General features: G+C 64.4%; 20 protein-coding genes. 13 read left to right on the top strand and 7 right to left on the bottom strand.

The annotated features are described in order from the left end of the window. Positions 1–110: 110 nt before the first annotated feature. Positions 111–851, bottom strand: coding sequence for an arylesterase (locus DDE20_RS03065; protein WP_240607819.1), 741 nt, complete (start codon positions 849–851; stop codon positions 111–113). Between DDE20_RS03065 and DDE20_RS03060 the strand changes: the two genes are divergently transcribed. Further along, positions 850–1,548: an ABC transporter ATP-binding protein gene (locus DDE20_RS03060; RefSeq protein WP_116556948.1), complete on the top strand. Its 699-nt coding sequence runs from the start codon at positions 850–852 to the stop codon at positions 1,546–1,548. The genes DDE20_RS03065 and DDE20_RS03060 overlap by 2 nt on opposite strands. Then, positions 1,545–4,064, top strand: a complete 2,520-nt coding sequence (locus DDE20_RS03055) for an ABC transporter permease (protein ID WP_116556947.1) — start codon at positions 1,545–1,547, stop codon at positions 4,062–4,064. The genes DDE20_RS03060 and DDE20_RS03055 overlap by 4 nt, the downstream gene beginning before the upstream one ends. Before the next feature lie 372 nt (positions 4,065–4,436). Here the strand turns inward: DDE20_RS03055 and tgt are convergent, their stop codons facing one another. Next, positions 4,437–5,567, bottom strand: coding sequence for a tRNA guanosine(34) transglycosylase Tgt (gene tgt / locus DDE20_RS03050; RefSeq protein ID WP_116556946.1), 1,131 nt, complete (start codon positions 5,565–5,567; stop codon positions 4,437–4,439). Between the two features lie 228 nt (positions 5,568–5,795). Here tgt and DDE20_RS03045 point away from each other — a divergent pair, with 228 nt between their 5' ends. Both DDE20_RS03045 and DDE20_RS03040 read left to right on the top strand, forming a co-directional pair. Continuing rightward, entirely contained in the window at positions 5,796–6,164 is a 369-nt protein-coding gene (locus DDE20_RS03045; RefSeq protein WP_116556945.1) for an SUF system Fe-S cluster assembly protein, read from the top strand. A gap of 5 nt (positions 6,165–6,169) precedes the next feature. Next, complete coding sequence (locus DDE20_RS03040; protein WP_116556944.1) at positions 6,170–6,562, top strand: HesB/IscA family protein; 393 nt, start codon at positions 6,170–6,172, stop codon at positions 6,560–6,562. Positions 6,563–7,053: 491 nt separating this feature from the next. Here the strand turns inward: DDE20_RS03040 and DDE20_RS03035 are convergent, their stop codons facing one another. Continuing rightward, positions 7,054–8,349: an HlyC/CorC family transporter gene (locus tag DDE20_RS03035; protein WP_116556943.1), complete on the bottom strand. Its 1,296-nt coding sequence runs from the start codon at positions 8,347–8,349 to the stop codon at positions 7,054–7,056. 155 nt (positions 8,350–8,504) lie between these two features. Then, positions 8,505–9,074, bottom strand: coding sequence for a peptidoglycan L,D-endopeptidase MepK (mepK, locus tag DDE20_RS03030; protein ID WP_116556942.1), 570 nt, complete (start codon positions 9,072–9,074; stop codon positions 8,505–8,507). Between the two features lie 606 nt (positions 9,075–9,680). Here mepK and DDE20_RS03025 point away from each other — a divergent pair. From DDE20_RS03025 to DDE20_RS03010, 4 genes are read left to right on the top strand one after another with little or no spacing between them, the layout of a single operon-like run. After that, complete coding sequence (locus DDE20_RS03025; RefSeq protein WP_116556941.1) at positions 9,681–11,312, top strand: L,D-transpeptidase family protein; 1,632 nt, start codon at positions 9,681–9,683, stop codon at positions 11,310–11,312. Between the two features lie 49 nt (positions 11,313–11,361). Continuing rightward, positions 11,362–12,474 carry a UDP-3-O-(3-hydroxymyristoyl)glucosamine N-acyltransferase gene (locus tag DDE20_RS03020; protein WP_116556940.1) on the top strand — a complete coding sequence of 371 codons (1,113 nt, stop codon included), beginning with the start codon at positions 11,362–11,364 and terminating at the stop codon, positions 12,472–12,474. Between the two features lie 39 nt (positions 12,475–12,513). Beyond that, entirely contained in the window at positions 12,514–12,786 is a 273-nt protein-coding gene (locus DDE20_RS03015; protein ID WP_116556939.1) for an acyl carrier protein, read from the top strand. 3 nt (positions 12,787–12,789) lie between these two features. Beyond that, on the top strand, positions 12,790–13,992 hold the full coding sequence (locus DDE20_RS03010) for a beta-ketoacyl-[acyl-carrier-protein] synthase family protein (protein WP_116556938.1): 1,203 nt from the start codon (positions 12,790–12,792) through the stop codon (positions 13,990–13,992). 23 nt (positions 13,993–14,015) lie between these two features. Here DDE20_RS03010 and DDE20_RS03005 read toward each other — a convergent pair whose 3' ends face one another. From DDE20_RS03005 to fabD, 3 genes are all read right to left on the bottom strand, one after another. Beyond that, a complete protein-coding gene (locus tag DDE20_RS03005) occupies positions 14,016–14,609 on the bottom strand; it encodes an invasion associated locus B family protein (RefSeq protein WP_165814403.1) in 594 nt (197 codons plus the stop codon). Between the two features lie 352 nt (positions 14,610–14,961). After that, complete coding sequence (locus DDE20_RS03000) at positions 14,962–16,182, bottom strand: MFS transporter (protein ID WP_116556936.1); 1,221 nt, start codon at positions 16,180–16,182, stop codon at positions 14,962–14,964. Positions 16,183–16,368: 186 nt separating this feature from the next. After that, positions 16,369–17,304 carry an ACP S-malonyltransferase gene (gene fabD, locus DDE20_RS02995; protein WP_116556935.1) on the bottom strand — a complete coding sequence of 312 codons (936 nt, stop codon included), beginning with the start codon at positions 17,302–17,304 and terminating at the stop codon, positions 16,369–16,371. Between the two features lie 330 nt (positions 17,305–17,634). On the opposite strand from fabD, the gene rpsF reads away from it, so the two are divergent. The 5 genes from rpsF to DDE20_RS02970 all read left to right on the top strand — a co-directional run bounded on the left by rpsF (position 17,635) and on the right by DDE20_RS02970 (position 20,471). Then, complete coding sequence (gene rpsF, locus DDE20_RS02990; RefSeq protein WP_116557239.1) at positions 17,635–17,991, top strand: 30S ribosomal protein S6; 357 nt, start codon at positions 17,635–17,637, stop codon at positions 17,989–17,991. Positions 17,992–18,027: 36 nt separating this feature from the next. Then, positions 18,028–18,255, top strand: a complete 228-nt coding sequence (gene rpsR, locus DDE20_RS02985) for a 30S ribosomal protein S18 (protein ID WP_116556934.1) — start codon at positions 18,028–18,030, stop codon at positions 18,253–18,255. A gap of 10 nt (positions 18,256–18,265) precedes the next feature. Next, positions 18,266–18,847, top strand: coding sequence for a 50S ribosomal protein L9 (gene rplI, locus DDE20_RS02980; RefSeq protein ID WP_116556933.1), 582 nt, complete (start codon positions 18,266–18,268; stop codon positions 18,845–18,847). Between the two features lie 153 nt (positions 18,848–19,000). After that, positions 19,001–19,450: an ArsR/SmtB family transcription factor gene (locus DDE20_RS02975; protein ID WP_420812350.1), complete on the top strand. Its 450-nt coding sequence runs from the start codon at positions 19,001–19,003 to the stop codon at positions 19,448–19,450. Between the two features lie 175 nt (positions 19,451–19,625). Further along, positions 19,626–20,471 (top strand): ABC transporter substrate-binding protein, encoded by an 846-nt coding sequence (locus DDE20_RS02970; RefSeq protein WP_116556932.1) that lies wholly within the window; start codon positions 19,626–19,628, stop codon positions 20,469–20,471. Positions 20,472–20,505: the final 34 nt, after the last annotated feature.

The following is a 20,505-nucleotide window of genomic DNA, read 5'->3' as shown; positions in this document are numbered from 1 at the left end:
GCCCTAAATATCCTCGGGGGTCTCCAAGGGGGTGGAAAACCCCCTTGGCAGCGTGTGGGGCCACCCCACCGGCTCGGGCGGGGCTCGATGCCCCGCCCGGGCCGCCTCCCTCACATCCCTTGCTGTGCCGCCACCCGCGCAATCAGCGCCTCCACTTGCGGCCCGATATGCGCGACGATCAATGCCACGCCCGCCGGATTGGGGTGGATATTGTCGCCTTGAAACACCGCATCCGGCCTGTCTCCGTCCGCAATCTGCTCGGCCAAAGGCGCCAGCATATCCTCGACCAGTAATGCGTCATGCGCCTCGGCCAGCTCGGGATAGAGCGCCGCGATTTCCGCTTGATACTCCGGCCCGTAATTGCGCGGTGCCGGCATGCCGATCAGCAGCGCCGGGATACCCTCCGCCTGCAACCGCGCCAGGATCGCCGCCAGATTATCGCGGCTCAACCCCGGATCAAGCCCGCGCAGCAGATCATTCCCGCCCAGAGCCACAATCATCGCGTCGGGCCGTTCCGCCAATGTCCAATCCAGCCGCGACAGCCCGCCCGCGGTGGTGTCGCCGCTCACCCCTGCGTTGACCAGATTAACCATATGCCCGCGCGCGGTTAACCAGGCCTGCAACTGCGGCACCAGCCCCGCCTCGGGCGCCAGCCCATAGCCCTGGGTCAGCGAATCGCCGAGTGCCGTCACCGTGATCCCCTGTGCCAATTCTTGCGGCACATCCTGCGCGCTGGCGACGGAAACCCCCAGTGTCAGCGTTAAAACAGTTGCGACAAGCGCCACACTGTGCTTGCCCCATGCCCAGAGCACCCCATATCGACGGGACATAAACCAAAGGACTTTTTGCATGTTGAGATCCGTTCTGTCGTTGAAGGGGGCGTGCCTGACCCTGCAGGGGAATGCCGGTCCTGTCGATATCCTGCAAGACATCTCGCTGGAAATTGAGCAGGGCGAATCGATCGGGCTGGTCGGTCCCTCCGGCTCGGGCAAATCCTCGCTTCTGATGCTGATGGGCGGGCTCGAGCGCGCCACCGGCGGCACGGTGCAGGCGCTCGAACACGATCTGACCGCGATGGATGAGGATGCGCTGGCGCGGTTTCGGCGTGGCAATATGGGGATTGTGTTCCAGTCCTTCCATCTGATCCCGACGATGACCGCGCTGGAAAATGTCGCCACGCCGCTGGAACTCGCCGGTCACCGCGACGCGTTCGAGCGCGCCGAGGCCGAGCTCGAGGCCGTCGGTCTGGCCAGCCGCATGCAGCATTATCCCGCGCAGATGTCGGGCGGCGAGCAACAGCGCGTGGCGCTGGCCCGTGCCGCCGCGCCGCGTCCGGCGATCCTGCTCGCCGATGAGCCCACCGGTAACCTTGATGGCAGCAATGGCGCGGCAATCATGGACCTGTTGTTCGGGCTGCGCGACCGCCACGGCGCGACCCTCGTGCTGGTCACCCATGCCCCCGAATTGGCCGCCCGCTGCACCCGTGTCGTGCATCTGCGCGACGGAAGGATCGAGCGCGAAACGCGCAACGCCGAGGCCGCGCAATGAGCCTCGCTCTCTCGGCCCGTCTGGCCCGCCGCGAATTGCGCGGAGGTCTGGCAGGGTTCCGGATTTTCCTGTTATGTCTGATACTTGGCGTCGGCGCGATTGCCGCCGTTGGCACTGTCCGCGCCGCCATTGAGGGCGGTTTGGCCCGCGAGGGACGTGCACTTCTGGGCGGCGATGCGGAACTGCGGATGACCTACCGTTTCGCCGATCAGGCCGAGCGCGAGTGGATGGCGGTTGAGGCCGCGGCGATGGGCGAGGTGATTGATTTTCGCTCGATGGCGGTGACCTCAGGCGGCGACCGCGCGCTTACCCAGATCAAGGCGGTGGACGCCCATTGGCCGCTGATCGGCGCCGCCGAATTCGACCCGCCGATGCCCATCGCCGAGGTGCTCGCAGGGCAGGGCGGACTGCCCGGCGCGGCGATGGACCGCGTGTTGATCGACCGGCTCGGGCTCTCGCTGGGCGACAGCTTCCGCCTCGGCACGCAAGACTTCATCCTGATGGCCCATGTGCTGCGCGAGCCTGACAGCGTCGGCACCAGCTTCGGCTTCGGCCCGCGCACTCTGGTCGCCACATCGGCTTTGGCCGACTCCGGTCTGATCGGCCCCGGCACGCTGTTTGACACCTCCTACCGGCTGCTCTTGCGCGAGGGCGACACCTTGGAGCGGCTGCGCGCCTCCCTGATCGACACCTTCCATGACGCCGGTATCCGCTGGCGCGATTCGCGCCGCGCCGAACCTGCATTGGCGCGGTTTGTCGAGCGGATCGGCGCATTTCTGGTGCTCGTCGGGCTGGCCGGACTTGCGGTCGGCGGCATCGGTGTTTCAGCAGCGGTGCGCGCCTATCTCGATGCGAAAACCCCGGTGATCGCGACGCTGAAAACCTTGGGCGCCGAGGGGCGGGTGATTTTCACCGTCTATTTTATGCAAATCGGCGTCTTAACCCTGATCGGCGTGGCGCTCGGGCTGCTCTTGGGCGCCGGAGCCGTCAGTCTGGCGGCGCCTTTCGTGCAGTCGCGCCTGCCGGTGCCGCTGGCTGTCGGCCTCTACCCGCAACCGCTATTTGAGGCGGCGATCTACGGGCTCCTGACCGCGCTGGTGTTTACCCTCTGGCCCCTAGCGCGGGTTGAGCGGGTCCGCGCCGCCGCCCTGTTTCGCGGTATCGGCAGCGAAGCGCGGGCTTGGCCACGGGCGCTGCCGATGCTCGCGCTGGCCGCCTCGCTCCTCGGTCTCATCGCCGCATCGGTGTATTTTTCCGGCGTCTGGCAATTGGCGCTGGGCACCGCGGGCGGCATCGCCGGGGCCCTGCTTTTGCTCGCGCTGGCCGCCGTCGCCCTGCGCGCCACCGCCCGCCGTTTGGCCCGCGCGAGGCTCTTGCGCGGGCGCACGGCGCTGCGTCTGGCGCTGGGCGCGGTGGGCAATCCCCGCGAAGGAGCGGTCGCGGTGGTGCTCTCGCTGGGGCTGGGCCTGACCGTCCTCGCCACCGTCGGGCAGATCGACGCCAACCTGCGCAACGCAATCTCCGCCGAACTGCCCGACCGCGCGCCGAGCTATTTCTTCCTTGATATCCAACCGGCCCAGATCGAGGATTTTACCGTGCAATTACAAGCCACTGCGGGCATAAGCGATATCGACACCGCGCCGCAATTGCGCGGGGTGATCAGCCAGATCAACGGCCGTCCGGCGCGCGAATACGGCAATCACTGGGTGCTGCGCGGCGACCGCGGGATCACCTATGCCGCCGCGCAGGGCGATATGAGCTTGAGCGAGGGCATATGGTGGCCCGAGGATTACACCGGCCCGCCGCTGATCTCTTTCGGTGCCGAAGAGGGCGCGGAACTCGGCCTGTACTTGGGCGACAGTATCACGGTGAATGTGCTGGGCCGCGATATCACCGGCGAGATCGCGAACTTCCGCAATCTGGATTTCCGCAACGGCGGCATCGGCTTTGTGATGACATTCACCCCCAACGCGTTTCAGGGCGCGCCGCATACCTTCATCGCCACGGTGCATGCCGATCAGGCGAGTGAGGGGCAATTGCTGCGCGACCTTGGCGATGCCTTCCCCAATGTCACCGCAATCCCGATCCGCGAGACCGCGCAGCGCATCGGCGAGGCTTTGGGCGCGATTGCCGCCGCGACCTCGATGGCGGCGCTGGCGACCTTGCTGACCGGTTTCGTCGTGCTGATCGGCGCGGCGGCGGCGGGTGAGCGCGCGCGGGTCTTCGAGGCGGCGGTGCTCAAGACCCTGGGCGCGACACGGGCGCGGATATTAACCAGTTTCGCCCTGCGCTCCTGCCTGATGGGCGCGGCGGCGGGGCTGGTGGCGATCGGCGCGGGGGCGCTGTCAAGCTGGGCGATCCTGACGCAGGTGATGGATCTGCCCTACCGGTTCGAGCCCATCTCGGCGCTATTGATCATCCTCGGCGGGATCCTCGCGGTGTTGCTGGCGGGGCTGGTCTTCGCCCTGCGCCCGTTGCGGGCACGACCCGCGGGCATCCTGCGCGCCCAGGAATAGCGCGGAGGGGGCAGAGCCACTGTCAGGCCCGTGGCCACCACGGGCCGCGCCCGACCCTCCCCGTGGGAGGGCGCATGGCGATGCCCTGAGTGGCTCGGATGACATCAATGCTTGTGAGCGCAACGCGTCGTAGCAACGGCAGGACGCCCACCCAGGGTCAGGCGCGTCCCTTATCACCTAGCTCGCTCCATTTCACCCGCCCCGCCCGTGGCACCCACGGGCCGCGCCCGCCCCTCCCCGAGGCAGGGCGCATGGCGATGCCGGGTGGGCTTGGGCGGCGTAGATGCTTGTGAGCACGCTGCGTCGTGGTGAGGGCAGGGCGCCCACCCAGAGTCGGGCGCGTCCCTTTGCGCTCGGTTCACGCGCGGGACATCAGAGCGGCGCGATATCCCCCTCGGCGCGCTTCGCGTGGAACTCCGCCTCGAACTCGGCGAAACGCCCGGCCCCGATGGCCTCGCGCATCCCCTGCATAAGATCCTGATAATAATGCAGATTATGCCAGGTCAGCAGCATCGACCCGATGATCTCATCCGATCGCACCACATGATGCAGATAGGCGCGGGAGTAATTTCGGCAGGCGGGACAACCGCAGGCCGCGTCCAGAGGCCGCGGGTCATCCTTGTGACGCGCGTTGCGCAGATTGACCGACCCGTGACGGGTCCAGCCTTGCCCGGTGCGGCCCGAGCGCGAGGGCAGCACGCAGTCCATCATATCAATCCCGCGTTTGACCGCGCCGACGATATCATCGGGCTTGCCCACGCCCATCAGATAGCGCGGTTTGTCCGCGGGCAGGAACCCGGGCGCGTAATCGAGCACACCGAACATCGCCTCCTGCCCCTCGCCAACCGCAAGCCCGCCGACGGCATAGCCCTCAAACCCGATATCAATCAAGGCCTTGGCGCTTTCCTCACGCAGATCGCGGGTGACACCGCCCTGCATAATCCCAAACAGCGCATGGCCGGGCCGGTCGCCAAAGGCCTCACGCGAACGGCGTGCCCAACGCATCGACAGCTGCATGCTCTTTGCCACCGTGGCGTCATCGGCGGGCAGGGCGGGGCATTCGTCAAAACACATCACGATATCCGAGCCCAACAGCCGCTGGATCTCCATCGAGCGCTCGGGCGTGACCATATGTTTCGAGCCGTCGATATGGCTGGAGAATTTCACGCCCTCTTCGGTGAGCTTTCGCAATGAGGCCAGCGACATCACCTGAAAGCCGCCGGAATCGGTGAGGATCGGGCGCTCCCAATTCATGAACTTATGGAGGCCACCCAGCGCATGGATACGCTCGGCAGTGGGGCGCAGCATCAGGTGATAGGTATTGCCCAGCAGGATATCGGCGCCGGTGGCGCGCACGCTTTCGGGCATCATCGCCTTGACCGTGGCGGCGGTGCCGACCGGCATGAAGGCTGGTGTCCGCACCTCGCCGCGCGGGGTCTGGATCACGCCGCTGCGCGCCGCACCATCGGTGGAATGGAGTTCAAAGGAAAATCGCTGGCTCATGCCGTCCCCGCTTGGTGTTCACGTCCCTTTAGCCCGCCGCCTCACCCCTTGCCAACCCATCGCAGCGACGCATGGAGGACGGTTTCGCCCAACACAGGCGCGGCTCTCCTGCCTGCGGGGCAGATTGACGCATCAGGCCGCGCAACTCCGATTTCCCGACCCCGCCCCTTTACGGCTTGCCCTCAAAATCCTATATCTTCACTCAGGTATAGAAACACCGAGGATAGAATGAACGCCTCTCAAGATCATAACCCCGCCGAGGGCACGCCCCTGATCGCCCCGTCGAGCACCGATCATCCGCTGTATGAAAGCCTCGTCGAGGCCTGCCGCTCTGTCTATGACCCCGAGATTCCGGTGAATATTTACGATCTCGGGCTGATCTATACGATTGCCATCACGCCGGAAAATTCGGTGCATGTGACGATGACATTGACCGCGCCGGGCTGTCCGGTGGCGGGCGAAATGCCGGGCTGGATCGCCGATGCGATGAACTCGGTGCCCGGCGTCAAAGAGGTCGATGTCGATATGACCTTCGACCCGCAATGGGGCATGGACATGATGTCCGACGAAGCCCGTCTAGAACTTGGATTCATGTAAAGACTATGTTCGGAATTCCCGGAAAATCTCCGATCACCCTGACCGATGCCGCCGAGCGCCATATCGCGCGGTTGATGGAGAAACAGGGTAAATTGGGACTGCGGATCGGCGTCAAGAAAGGCGGCTGCGCGGGCATGGAATATACCATGGATTTCGCCGATGAAATCGAGCCGCATGAAGAGGTGATCGAACAGGGCGACGCGCGGGTGATTGTTGCCCCGATGGCGCAGATGTTCCTGTTCGGCACCGAGATCGATCATCAGACCGGCCTGCTGGAATCCGGTTTCCAGTTCCGCAATCCGAATGTCTCGGATGCCTGCGGCTGCGGGGAATCGATCAAATTTGATGACGTGGATGAGTTGAAAGCCCGGTTCGAGGCGGCAAAAGCAGCGGAGTGATCCGCGGCGGACGCGACACTAATTCACGCATCGTTCATTGCAGACAATGAGGGGCTGCGCCCAACCCTGGGCGGGCGCGCGGACCTTCTCCACAAAGCTCTGCACTCCAAAGCATTCATGACGCCCAAGCAGCTCTCGACATCGCCAATGCGCCCTCCCATGGGGAGGGTCGGGCGCGGCCCGGCGTGACCGCCGTGCCAGACGGTTGATTTGCAGAGCCACGTGAAAGCGATTGCTCGGCACGCTCGTGATGAACCAAAACAAAAGGGACGCGCCTGACCCTGGGTGGGCGCCTTACCCATCTCCACAACGCGGCGCGCTTACAAGCATAAATGTCGGGTGAGCGATGAGTGGCATCGCCAATGCGCCCTCCCGGGGGGAGGGTCGGGCGCGGCCCGGGTTTCACCCGGGCCTGACAGTGGATTTGAGCGTTGTCTATTAAGGGCTGGCAAGGGTAGCGCACGAACGCTCGGCTCCTAGATCGGACGCCCCTACATCGGACGGATACGCAGCCGGGTCAGGCGGTTTTCCGAGCGTTCCACCACGGTGAACCGGCAGGCGTGGAACTGGAACACCTGCCCGATCTCGGGGATCATCTGCGCCTCATGGATCACCAGACCGGCGACGGTATTGGCCTCGTCATCGGGCAGCGACCAATCCATTGCGCGGTTCAAGTCGCGGATGGTCATCGCCCCGTCCAGCTCAATCGCGCCGCCGTCCAGCATGGTGATCGGGTTTTCCGTCGGCAGGTCATGCTCATCAACAATCTCGCCGACGATTTCCTCAAGGATATCCTCCAGCGTGATCAGCCCCAAGAGCGCGCCATATTCGTCAATCACCAGTGCGAAATGGCGGCGTTGCTGCAGGAACTGCCGCATCTGCTCGTCCATCGGGGTGGTCTCGGGGACGAAATAGGCGTCGCGCGCCACTTTCGAGATATCGATGGTCTCGACCGCCGAGAAATCGCCACCGGCTTCGGTGACCACACGGTGAACCTCGCGCATCAGGTCGCGCGAATGGATCACCCCGACGATATTCTCGGGCTCGTCCTTCCACGCCGGCAGCCGCGAAAACGGCGCATTGACGCTTTGCGCGATGATCTCGGCGGGCGGGGCGTCGATATTCACCGTCTCAATTTGGGAGCGGTGCAACATCACCTCTTCGACCATCCGGTGCCCCAGATCGAGCGCGCCCAGCAAACGGTCGCGGTCTTCCTTATCGACCGTGCCTTCGGAGTGGCCGAGCGCCAGCGCGCCGGCGATTTCCTCGTGATAGGACAGGATGGCGCTGTCGGGATCGGTGCGCACCCCGACCAGCAACAGCAAGCCGCGCACCAGCATCCGCACCGCCGCCACCACCGGCGCGAACATCAGCACCACCAGTTTGATCGGCGTCGCCACCCGCGAAGCGGCGGTTTCGGGGTTGGTGATGGCGTAGGTTTTCGGCAGCACCTCGGCAAAGATCAGCACCAAAAGCGTCATGATCAATGTCGCCAGCGCGACGCCGGAATCGCCGAAAATGCGGGTGAACAGCGCCGTCGCCAGCGAGGCGGCAAGGATATTGACCAGATTGTTGCCCAAGAGCACCGAGCCGATCAACCGCTCGCTGTCATTGGTCAGCGCCAGCGCCCGCTGCGCGCCCTTCGAGCCTTTGTCGGCCTGTGCCCGCAATTTGGCGCGTGACGAGGCGGTGAGCGCGGTTTCACTGCCGGAGAAAAAGGCGGAAAGCACCAGCAAGCCGATGATTCCCGCACAGGTGAGCCAAAAAGCGCTATCAAGCGACTGCATGTCGGTCCTTCCATGGGTTCTGCGCAAGATATGGCGTGGCGGGCCATCGGCGCAAGGGGGCGCGGGCGGGCGATCCGGTCTAAGGCATTGAAAAAAGACAAACCCCGCAGCCATCGGGCATGCGGGGTTTCATCAGACCGGCGGATAAGAGGGGCTTAGCCGCCCCAGCTGCGCACCGGACCGCAGTCCATATGGGTAAAGTTCGAGCGCGAATACCGGCCGACGCCACCGGCGTTACAGGCCTGTGCGGCGCGCGCAATCTGGTTCACCGAACGCGACCGCAACCGCAGATCGGCAGCCTGGCCGACCATATGGCGCGAGTTGCGCGCAACACCGGATGAGCGGCGGCGCAGCATCGCGTTGGTCTCCGGCGAGCGGTAGCCCGAGAGCAGCATATAGGGCTCATCAACCTCGAGAAGGTTATGCGAGGCGGCCATAATGTCGATGGTGCGGGTGTCGATACGGTGAACGCGGTCGTTGCGCCAGTCGCGGAAGAAGTGGTTCACGGCTTCCAGCGCTTCCGGGATATACTCGCCTTCGATCCAGTAAATCATATCCAGCGATTCGCCGGTGCGGCCCGAGTGCATGCGGATGCGGCGGATATCGCCGGCGCCACGGTTAAAGGCAAAGGCCTGTGACATTGTCGGTGCCGCAATCAAGGTGGTGGCGGCAAACACGCCCAATAGTCCGCGCCGAGTGAACCCGGTGTTTTCCGAAGAGGTCATTTCTGATCCTGTCCCATTCCCAAAGTCTAGTCGTGCCATTTTGGCGTTGCTTCATGAGGCGGCCACTCCGACAATTGACCCCAAAACGGGCCTAGGCCGAAGCGACACAGCGTCAAGAAGATTTTTATCTTCTGATGCCTTGATGCCACATTCAGCCGCCCAGCCCAAGTGGGGAGTCGGGCCGAGCGCCCCTCCGGCGCCAAGATAGGCGATAAATTGCTGAAAAATGCTTAATGTAAACCAAGATGCTTTGTTTTCAGGCATTTATCCCGACATACTCTGCAACTATGCGGCGAATCACCCTGCCACTGCTGCCGCTCTGTCACCTGTTTGGCGGTGTGATCGCGGTTCATACAGCCCTTGCGTGCATCAAGGCGTGCGATATTCGCCGCCCTCACGCAGAATCAATGGAACCAATTGAGTCGCGCGATTGTTACTCGACGTGAACGGCGCGAGACGGTCATGGTGTTGTTGTATTATAATGACCATTATTGAACCATCCCGCTCGCGTGCGCGACTCACCTGACAGCGCAGACCCTTGCAGCCTATTTGCCACCGGCACATGCGAACCGGAGGATGGACCAGATCTTTTACCGGAGGACGACAATGACCCTGACCAGCCCCACAGGCCCGAAACGCAGCAAGACGCAATTCAGAACACATGCGGCGATTGTGAGTTTGGCATTGGGGGTCTCGGTCACGCTGCCTGCGGTGGTCGCGATGATCGCGCCGACACCGGTGATCGCGCAAGAGTTTCCCGCCTTCCGGCAAGCGCTGGCCGAAGGCGTCGGCGAAAGCCGCGCGCTGTCCAGTTTTTACCGCGAGATCGGCTATACCGAGGTCTGGACCGGCGCCGAACATGCCGCGCGCCGCTCGGCTCTGGTCTCGGCCCTCAGCCGCGCCGAAGAACACGGGCTGCCCTCGGCACGCTATGACCTGCAGGGGCTTCTGGCCGCCTTTAACGCCGTGCAAACCGAGCGGGATCGCGGCTTTGTCGAGGCCCGCGCCTCGCTGACCTTCCTGCAATACGCCCGCGATATCTCCAGCGGCGTGCTTGAGCCCAGTGCAGTGATCTCGGATATCGTGCGCGATCTGCCGCGTCCCGATCCCGCGGTGTTGATGCGCGAGTTTACCGCCGCCGAACCGGTCAGCTTTATCCGCAACCTCGCCCCCTCGGCGCCCGAATACGCCCGCCTGTTCCACGCCAAGCGCGAACTTGAGGACACGATTGCCAATGGCGGCTGGGGGCCGACCGTGCAGGCCGGTAGCCTGCAGCCGGGCCAGCATGGCTCCGCCGTGGTCGCGCTGCGCAACCGGCTGATCGCGATGGGCTATATGCCCCGCGTCGCCACCGCCCGTTATGACGGGATGATGCAACGCGCGGTGCAGGAGTTTCAGGTCGCCCATGGCATCGACCCGGACGGTGTCGCCGGGTCCGCCACGATCCGCGAAATCAATGTCGCCCCCGAAGAGCGGGTGCGCAATATCGTCGTCGCGCTCGAGCGTGAGCGCTGGCTCAACATCCCCCGCGGCGACCGTCATGTCTGGGTCAATCTGACCGATTTCTCCGCCCGTGTGGTCGATTTTGATCAGGTGACCTTCCAGACCCGCTCGGTGGTCGGATCGCGCGCCAACCAGACGCCGGAATTCTCCGATGTGATGGAATATCTCGAGATTAACCCCGATTGGACCCTGCCGCGCTCGATTGTTGCCGAATATTGGGGCGCCCTGTCCAGTGGCGGCGCGCGGCATCTGAATATGATCGACGGGCAGGGCAATGTTGTGCCCCGCGAATATGTTGATTTCGCCCGCTATTCGCCGACCTCGCTGCCGTTCAACGTGCGCCAGCCTCCGGGGCCGGGCAATCCGCTGGGCGAGGTGAAATTCATGTTCCCCAACGCTCATGCGATCTATCTGCATGACACGCCGTCGCGGTCGCTGTTTGGCCATTCGGTGCGCGCCTATTCGCATGGCTGCATCCGCCTGCAAGACCCGCGCGACTTCGCCTATACGCTGCTCGGCATGCAAGAGGTCGATCCCGAGGCCTATTACCAGCGCGTCCTGCGCTCGCGCCAGCAAACCCGTGTCAGCCTGTTGACGCCGGTGCCGGTGCATCTGGTCTACCGCACCGCCTTTACCTCGGTGACCGGCCGGATGAACTACCGCGCCGATATCTACCGCCGCGACTCCCGGCTTTATGACGCGCTGCTACGTGCCGGGGTGGAAGTGGGCGCCTGAGCAGGCTACACCGAGCAGATGCACCCGCGTCTGTTCGGAGGACTACCAGATGGCCCATAGCGTGTCGGAAATTGCTGCAGCGCTCGGCGCCCGTTTCGAGGGGCGCGGTGATATCCGCGTCACCGCCAGTGCCGAGCCCGCGGTCGCCGGACCCGAGCATCTGGCGCTGGCGATGAGCCCGCAATATGGCGAGGGCGTGCCGCAGGGGCAGGCCCGCGCGGCGGTGCTCTGGGAGGGGGCGGATTGGCAGGCGCTCGGCCTTGAAGCGGCGATTTTTGCCACCCGTCCACGATTGACCCTCGCAGTGCTCTCGCGGCTGTTTGATCCCGGCCCCGGATTGACCGAGGGGCGCCATGCCAGTGCGGTTATCGACCCCAGCGCGCAGATCGGCGCCGATGCCGTGATCGGTGCCTTTTGTGTCATCGGCGCGGGCGCGGTGATCGGGGCTGGCGCGCGGCTGGCGGATCATGTCACCATCGGCGAGGATGCGGTGATCGGGGCGGATGCGCTGATCCTCTCGGGGGTGCGCATCGGCGCGCGGGTAAAGATCGGCGACCGGTTCATCGCCCAGCCCAATGCGGTGATCGGCGGCGACGGGTTCTCCTTTGTCACCGAATCCACCTCGCGCGTGGAACTGGCGCGCTCGGCGCTTGGGGATCCCGGCGAGACCGAGCCGCAACCCTGGCTGCGCATCCATTCACTGGGCGCGGTGAGTATCGGCGATGATGTCGAGGTCGGCGCCAATACCACCATCGACCGCGGCACCGTGCGCGACACCCGGATCGGCAATGGCACGAAACTGGATAATCTGGTGATGGTGGGCCATAATGTGGTGATCGGCGACGACTGCCTGCTCTGTGGTCAGGTCGGGATCGCCGGCTCGACGCGGATCGGCAACCGTGTGGTGATGGGCGGCCAGTCGGGGGCCAATGACAACACCAGCATCGGCGATGATGCGGTGATCGGCGGCAGCGCGCTGGTGATCTCGAATGTCGCCGCCGGTCGCGCGATGATGGGCTCGCCGGCGGTGCGGATGGAACAGCATGTCGAGATCTACAAAGCCCAACGCCGCCTGCCGCGGATGGCGAAGAAACTCGCCGAGCTGCAAAAACAAGTGCAGGAGTTGATCGAGAAGATCGACGCCAGCGACACAAAGCCCTAGCGTCATCCGCAGCCGTTGCAACCAAAGGACGCCCCAGACGTGACAGCCACACCCGAGACCCGCGCGCGGATTACCCAGATCCTTGCCGCACAAGCGCTGCGCGACCCGCAAGAGCTGACGCCGCAGACCACGCTGGACGCGCTCGGCATCGACAGTCTGGGCATGGCCGAGATCCTCTTTGCCATCGAGGAAGGCTTTGACATCACCGTGCCGTTCAACGCCAACACCCCCGAGGCCGCCGGTCTCGATCTGGAAAGCGTCGGCGGCATCTGCGACGGTGTGCAGCGTCTGATCGACGCCAAACAGGGCTGAGCGATGCGCCGCGTTGCGATCACCGGAGCGGGCAGTGTCAATGCGCTGGCCGCCGATGTGCCCGGCACCATGTCGGCGCTGGCCGCGGGGCAGGTGGGCATCGGCCCGCTCGACGTGCCCGAGGTCGAACGGCTGAGCATCCGCATCGGCGCGCAGATCCACGACTGGGACGCCGAAGCACGCTTTAGCCGCCAAGAAATCGCGCTTTACGACCGCGCCACGCAATTCGCCGTCGAGGCAGGGGCGCAGGCCTGCGCTGCCGCGGGGCTCGCGTTGACCGAGGCCGAGACCCTGCGCGCCGGGGTGATCCTCGGCACCGGCGGCGGCGGCTATACCACCATCGACGAGAGTTACCGCGCGGTCTATCCCGGTGGCCGCAACCGCGTGCATCCCTTCACCATTCCGCGGCTGATGCATAGCGCCGCCGCCGCGCATCTGGCCATGCGCCACGGGCTCAAAGGCCCGTCCTTCACCGTCTCCACCGCTTGCGCCAGTTCCAATCACGCGATGGGGCTGGCCTTCCAGATGGTGCGCAGCGGCGCGGCCGAGGTGATCCTGACCGGTGGCGCCGAGGCCACGCTCTGTTTTGGCGGGATCAAGGCATGGGAGGGGCTGCGCGTCATGTCCCCCGACGGCTGCCGCCCGTTCTGCGCCACGCGCAACGGGCTGGTGCAAGGCGAGGGCGCAGCGGTGTTTGTCTTCGAGGATTATGACCGCGCCCGCGCCCGCGGCGCCGAGATCATCGCCGAAGTGGCAGGGTTTTCAATGACTTCCGATGCCGGTGATATCGTCGCGCCGGATCTTGACGGCGCCCGCCGCGCGATTTCCGGCGCGCTCGACGACGCGCGGCTCAGCCCCGACGATATCCAGTATATCAACGCCCATGGCACCGCGACCGCCGCCAATGACCGCACCGAGGTCGAGGCCCTGCGGCAGGTCTTCGGCGATAGATTGCCGCCGGTCTCCTCGACGAAATCCATGCACGGCCATTTGATCGGCGCCACCGGCGCGGTCGAGGCCTTGGCCTGTATCATGGCCCTGCGCGACGGGATTATCGCCCCCACCATGGGCTATCGGCAGGCCGACGCCGCCTGCGCGATTGACTGTGTGCCCAATGAAGCGCGCCGCGCCCAAGTGGGTGCGGCGCTGTCGAATGCATTTGCTTTTGGCGGGATGAACGCCTGTCTGGCCTTCCGCCGCGCCTGATCCAAAGGGTTTCCCCTCTCGGATCAGTTCTCGCGCTGCCGCACCGCGGCTTCGGACATCCGCGTTTGCAGCGCCTCATAGCCAGCGGTGAACCCGCTCAGCGATACCGAAATCTCGATCGGCTGGTCGATCGCCACGAAGGGCGCGATGGTGACGGTCGCGGTGGCCCCGGCTTTCATCGCATCGACCTCCTCGGCGGTCATGCCCATGCGGACCACACAGCCGACCACGGTGCAGACGCGGAACGGTTCGATCCGCATCTCTTCGGCATTGCCGATGCGCCAGCCCATGCCGGTCGGCAAAAAAGTCTCCAATGGCGTGGTCGCGGTGATGCCTGCGGCGAATTCCGACCCGAAGGGCAGCGCCGAGACGCTGATCTCGGCAATCGGCGTCTCCGATTCGTCGAGCAGCAGTTGATAGAGCTCGCAGGCCTCGGTTCCGGCCTCGTCAACGATGCTGCAGACCACCTCCCAATCATTATGCGTCGAGACAGAATAGGGCTGTCCGGGCTGCGGCGCTTGCGTCGCGGCATCGGCTTCGGCCTCCTGCGCGAGGGCAGGCATGGCGCTCAACGCGAGGCAAAACACGGCGGAGGGCAGGGCGGAACGAAAGGTCATGACACGCATCCTTGGGTGAGTGAAGGTTGGCTATCAGCTAGCACGAAGCAGCCCGCAAGTCAGGCGGAAAAACGCCGCCAGCACAGGGTGCCTGCGTGGGGTGGGCAAAAACGCGCCCCGCTGCAAGCCGCTGATCCGATTGGCAAGAATTGGAAAAGGGCCCCGTAACAGGACCCTTTTCTACGTCTTTTCTCCCTGTCGGACTGGCCGACTTATTGATCGGGACGCTAGCACAACTGACCGACGGGTCAACCCAAATATTTGGGAAATTGATCCGCCGTGTTGCGCGGCTTGCAGCACTCTGGATTACGCCTCTCGCGTCATCCGCAGGGTTTGTTCAGGAAAAAACGAATTAAACCGCCTCCCGTGGCCGCAACCACAGCCAGATCAAGGCGCCACCAGCCAGCGCCAGAAACGGCAGCATCGCCAGATTGACCATCTGCCAGCCGGTTTGCACATCCGAGCCCGAGCAATTCATCAATTGCCCCGAGGCCAAAGAGGCCACGGTGACGCCGCCAAAGACAATCGCGTCATTGATCCCCTGAATGCGCCCGCGCTCGGCCGCCGAATGCGAACGCGCCAGCATCGTGGTGCCGCCGATAAAGCCGAAGTTCCAGCCGATCCCCAGCAAAATCAACGCGATAAAGAAATGTTCGATCTCGACGCCCGACATCGCCACCGCCCCCGCCGCGCCCAGAATCAACAGCCCCGCGGCGACGATCTTCTCGACGCCAAAGCGCGCGATCAGATGGCCGGTAAAGAACGAGGGCGCGAACATTGCCAGCACATGCGCCGAGACCACATCCGCGGCATTGCCGGTGCTGAACCCGCAGCCAACCACTGCCAGCGGCGTCGCGGTCATCATCAGGTTCATCAGCGCATAGGCCACCGTCGCGCAGATGATCGCCACGATGATCACCGGCTCGCGCAGCAATTGCCCGCGCGTGCGGCCGACCAGCGGCGCGTCTTTCGGGGTCACCGGCGGGCGCGGAATATCCAGCGCGAAAAACAGCGTCATCCCGACCAGATTGAGCGCGATCACCGCCAGATAGGTGCCGAGAAACGGGAAAATCATCGCCTCGGCGGTCACTTTCACCAATTGCGGCCCGATCACCGCCGAAACCAGCCCCCCCGCCATCACATAGCTGATCGCCTTGGGTTTGAAATCATCGCTGGCGGTATCGGTGGCGGCAAACCGGTAGAACCCCTGCGCCGACATATAGGTGCCGGTGAACAGCGAGCCGATCAGGAACAGCGCGAATGACCCTTGATAGAGCCCCAGCGCGCCAATCGTCGCCCCCAAGGCACCGGCAAAGGCGCCCAGAAAGAAACCGGCGCGGCGTCCGAAGCGCTGCATGAACGCCGCCATCGGCGTCGCCGACAGCATCGAACCCAGCACCGCCATCGAGATCGGCAGCGTCGCCCAGCAGATATTCGAGGCCAGCGATTGCCCCGCCAGACCCGCGGCGGTGAAGATCATCGGCATCTGCGCGCCCAACAGCGCTTGGGCGGCGACGAGAACCCACACATTGCGCTTGGCGCGCCGGTGGTCGGTGATGGATGCGCTAGTCATGCTTGCGACCTAGCCCGAGAGGGGCATGAAGAAAAGAAGAATCGTTCACCTGAGTAACAACTGCGACGCTCCGCCCCAGCCAGTCTTAGAACGACACAGGCGGCAGAGCCTCCCCCGCCGCCCACTTTATGCCTTAAATATCCCGGGGGGCGCGCCACGCGCGCGGGGGCAGCGCCCCCTCCACCATCAGCCCTTCAACGCCGCGATATCCGCCGGTGTGCCCACCGGCTTGCAGGTGACCGCGCGGTCGATCCGCTTGATCATCCCCGCCAGCGCCTTGCCCGCGCCGATCTCCCAAGCCTCGGTCACCCCCTGCGCCGCCATCCAAATGACCGATTCGCGCCAGCGCACCGAGCCGGTCACCTGTTCGACCAGCAGCGCGCGGATCACATCGGGGTCGCTGACCGCCTCGGCGCGCACATTGGCGACCAAAGGAACAGCAGGCGCCTTGATCACCACATCCGCCAGCGCTGCCGCCATCGCCTCGGCGGCGGGCTGCATCAACGCGCAATGGAACGGCGCCGAGACCGGCAGCAGCAGCGCCCGTTTCGCGCCGCGTTCCTTGGCCAACTCACAGGCCCGCTCGACCGCCGCTTTATGGCCCGAGACCACCACCTGCGCCGGATCATTGTCATTCGCCGCCTGACAGACTTCGCCCCCGTTCGAAGAGGCTTCCGCTGCAACCTCGGACGCCGCCGCGAAATCCAGCCCCAATAGCGCCGCCATCGCGCCGACACCCACCGGCACCGCCTCTTGCATGGCGCGGCCACGGATGCGCAACAGCCGCGCGGTATCGGCGACACTGAGCGCACCGGCCGCAGCCAGCGCCGAATATTCGCCCAGGGAATGCCCCGCCACAAAACCCGCATCGGTCACCGCGAACCCCTCGGCCTCCAGCGCCCGCATCGCCGCCAAGGAGGTTGCCATCAGCGCCGGTTGCGCATTGGCGGTCAGGGTCAGATCGGCGATATCCCCCTCCCAGATCAGCGAGGAGAGCGATTCGCCCAAGGCCTCGTCAACCTCGTCGAACACCGCTTTGGCGGCAGGATAGGCTTCGGCCAGATCGCGGCCCATGCCGATGGTCTGGGCGCCCTGGCCCGGAAATACGAATGCGCGGCTCATGTGAAACTCCAGTCATGAGAAGATGAATGCGGATGATTTTACCAGGGATTCTAGTGGGGTTTTGCGCCGACCGGAACCCGTCTCGACAGCGTTCCTTTGAGCGCAACGGCGAAACCCCCGCCAATCCGCGCCAATTCCCCGCGCACCCCCGCAAATACAGCGCGTTTTCACCCCGCAACCGCCCCGCCTGACCCTTGCGCCGCGCGCATATCTCGGTATAAGGCCCCATCCCGCTGTATCCCTCGATACCGGCGCAGACTCTCGTGGGCGGGCACAGCGGGGCAATTCGCCCGTCTTTTGAAATGCGCCTATAACATGATTGGAGACAACATGCCTCTCTATGAGCATGTCATGATCGCGCGGCAGGACCTGTCCAACGCGCAGGCCGAAGGCCTCATGGACCATTTCACCGCAGTGATCTCGGACAACGGCGGCACCATCGTCGCCACCGAATACTGGGGCGTGAAAACCATGGCCTATAAGATCAACAAGAACCGCAAGGGCCATTACATGTATATCCGCACCGACGCCCCGTCGGCGGCTGTGCTGGAAATGGAACGCCTGACCCGTCTGCATGACGACGTGATGCGGGTTCTGACGATCAAGGTTGACGCCCACGACGAAGGTCCGTCGGTGCAGATGCAAAAGCGTGACGACCGCGAACGCGGCGACCGCCCGCGCCGCTAATCCGCCGCTGATCAGCCTTCCAAGGAGTTACGCCACATGGCTACGAAACCATTTTTCCGCCGTCGCAAGGTCTGCCCGTTCTCGGGGGATAACGCGCCGAAGATCGACTACAAAGACACCCGTCTGTTGCAGCGTTACATTTCCGAGCGTGGCAAGATCGTGCCCGCCCGTATCACCGCCGTTTCGGCGAAAAAGCAGCGTGAACTGTCGCGTGCGATCAAGCGCGCCCGCTTCCTCGCCCTGCTGCCCTACGCCGTGAAATAAGGAGAACGACATGCAAGTTATCCTTCTTGAGCGCGTTGCCAAGCTGGGCCAGATGGGTGATGTGGTCAAAGTCCGTCACGGATTTGCCCGCAACTACCTGCTGCCTCAGGGCAAAGCCCTGCGCGCCACCGAGGCCAACCAGGCGGTGTTTGACGCCCAGAAAGCCCAACTCGAAGCGCGCAACCTCGAGACCCGCAACGAAGCTGCGGCTCTGGCCGAAAAGCTCGACGGCACCAGCTATGTGGTGATCCGCTCGGCCTCGGACACCGGTTCGCTCTACGGCTCGGTCACCCCGCGTGACATCTCCGATGCCGTCAGCGCCGAAGGTTTCAGCGTCGACCGGGGCCAGATCGTTCTGGCCGCACCGATCAAAACGCTGGGCCTCTACGACACCACCGTTGTTCTGCACCCCGAAGTGACCGCCACGATCTCGGTCAACGTCGCGCGTTCGGCCGAAGAGGCAGAGCTGCAGGCATCGGGCAAATCGATCCAGGATCTCGCTGCCGAGGCTGAAGCCGAAGCGGAATTCGAGATTCAGGAACTGTTTGACGACATCGGCAGCGCCGCTGACGAAGACGACGCAGACGAGTAATCGCTCGATATCACGCACTGTTACAGTGTCGCGGGGCGCGTATCCAATGGGTGCGCGCCCCGTTTTCCATGCTCCAGCCTTGTCGTAGGGCGGGGCATAGCCTATCTAGGAATTGATACATTCCTTTCCCTGCATCTATCATCGGGAGCCGCCATGGCGATCACAGCCCAAACCGCCGCAATACCTGACGCCGACCTCGAGGCGCCAGCCGCGACCCTGACCGACGCGCCCGCGGGCGCGGCGAATGCGGGATTGTCCGAGCCGGACACGCAGGCGATGGAGCAAATGGTGACACAGGCGCAGGCGGCGGCGGCGTTTCTCAAGGCTTTGGCGCATGAGGGGCGGCTGTTGATCCTCTGTCATCTCTCCACCGGCGAGAAATCGGTGACCGAATTGGAAAACCTGCTCGGCTCACGGCAAGCGGCGGTCAGCCAGCAACTGGCGCGGCTGCGGCTTGAGGGGCTGGTCTCTTGCCGCCGCGAGGGCAAGGCGATCTATTATTCCCTCGGCGATCCCCGCGCCGCGCAGACCATCGGGTTGATGTATGAGATGTTCTGCGGTCCCTCCGTCGAACCCTCCACCGAGGCCGACTCCCCGACCTAAACCACCACCCGCGCAGCATTTCCCCGCCCTCCGGCCGTAATTTCGCATGTGAATGTCACGTCAAGCGGGTATTCGCGCCGCAGGGGCTTGCCAGAACGCGCGCTTGGCGCAAAGTTTGACCTGTTGATCAATCGCACCCGGCAAGGGCGCAATAAACAGGGAGGGGGACAGATCCATGTCCGACCGTATCCAGACGATCCGCACACTCGCCGCGGGCGCTGCCATCGCCGCCGCATTCAGCTTTTCCGCCGTCACCGCAGAGGCGCAAGAGACCGGCACGCCTGACGACGCACGGCTCTTTCAATCCGGCATGCTGACCGTCGGCACCGGCGATCCGGTCTATCCGCCGTGGATGATGGATAATTCTCCAGAAAGCGGCGAAGGCTTTGAAAACGCGCTGATCTATGCGCTGGCCGAAGAAATGGGCTTTGCCGCCGATCAGGTGCAATGGGCGCGGCTGACATTCGAGCAAACCATCGCACCGGGTGACAAACCCTTCGATTTCGCGATCCAGCAAATCTCGGTCACGCCTGAACGCGCCGAGGTCGTCGGCTTCAGTCAGGTCTATTATCAGGCCGCCAAAGCGGTGATCGCGCTGCCCGGCTCGCCGGTGGAAACCGCCACCAGCTTTGCCGACCTGCGCGAGGCGCGCTGGGGCGCGGCCATCGGCACCACCGATATGACCTATCTGGAAAACATTGTCGGCATCGAGAATGTCGCGGTCTATGACGACCAGATCGGCGTCTTTCAGGCGATGCGCGCGGGCCAGATCGACGCCACCGCCGCCGCCGTGCCGACCGCGCTTTTCGCCACCGCGGTGCAAATCGAGGAAGCCTCGATTGTCGCCATCCTCCCCGCCGATGAGAATGACGCGGGCCACGGCCTCTTGTTCGAACACGGCAGCCCGTTGATCCCATGGGTCGATGCGGCGCTGACCCGCCTGATCGAGGCCGGCACCGTGCAACAGCTTGTCGACACATGGCTGGTCGCCGACCCTGATCTGCCCGTCATCACGGAATGATCCCCGACACGCCCAAAACACCCCCGCCGCCCCC

It is taken from the genome of Pararhodobacter oceanensis, from assembly GCF_003076755.1.
GTDB classification, from domain to species: domain Bacteria; phylum Pseudomonadota; class Alphaproteobacteria; order Rhodobacterales; family Rhodobacteraceae; genus Pararhodobacter; species Pararhodobacter oceanensis.
This window is presented reverse-complemented; position numbering and strand designations above follow the sequence as displayed.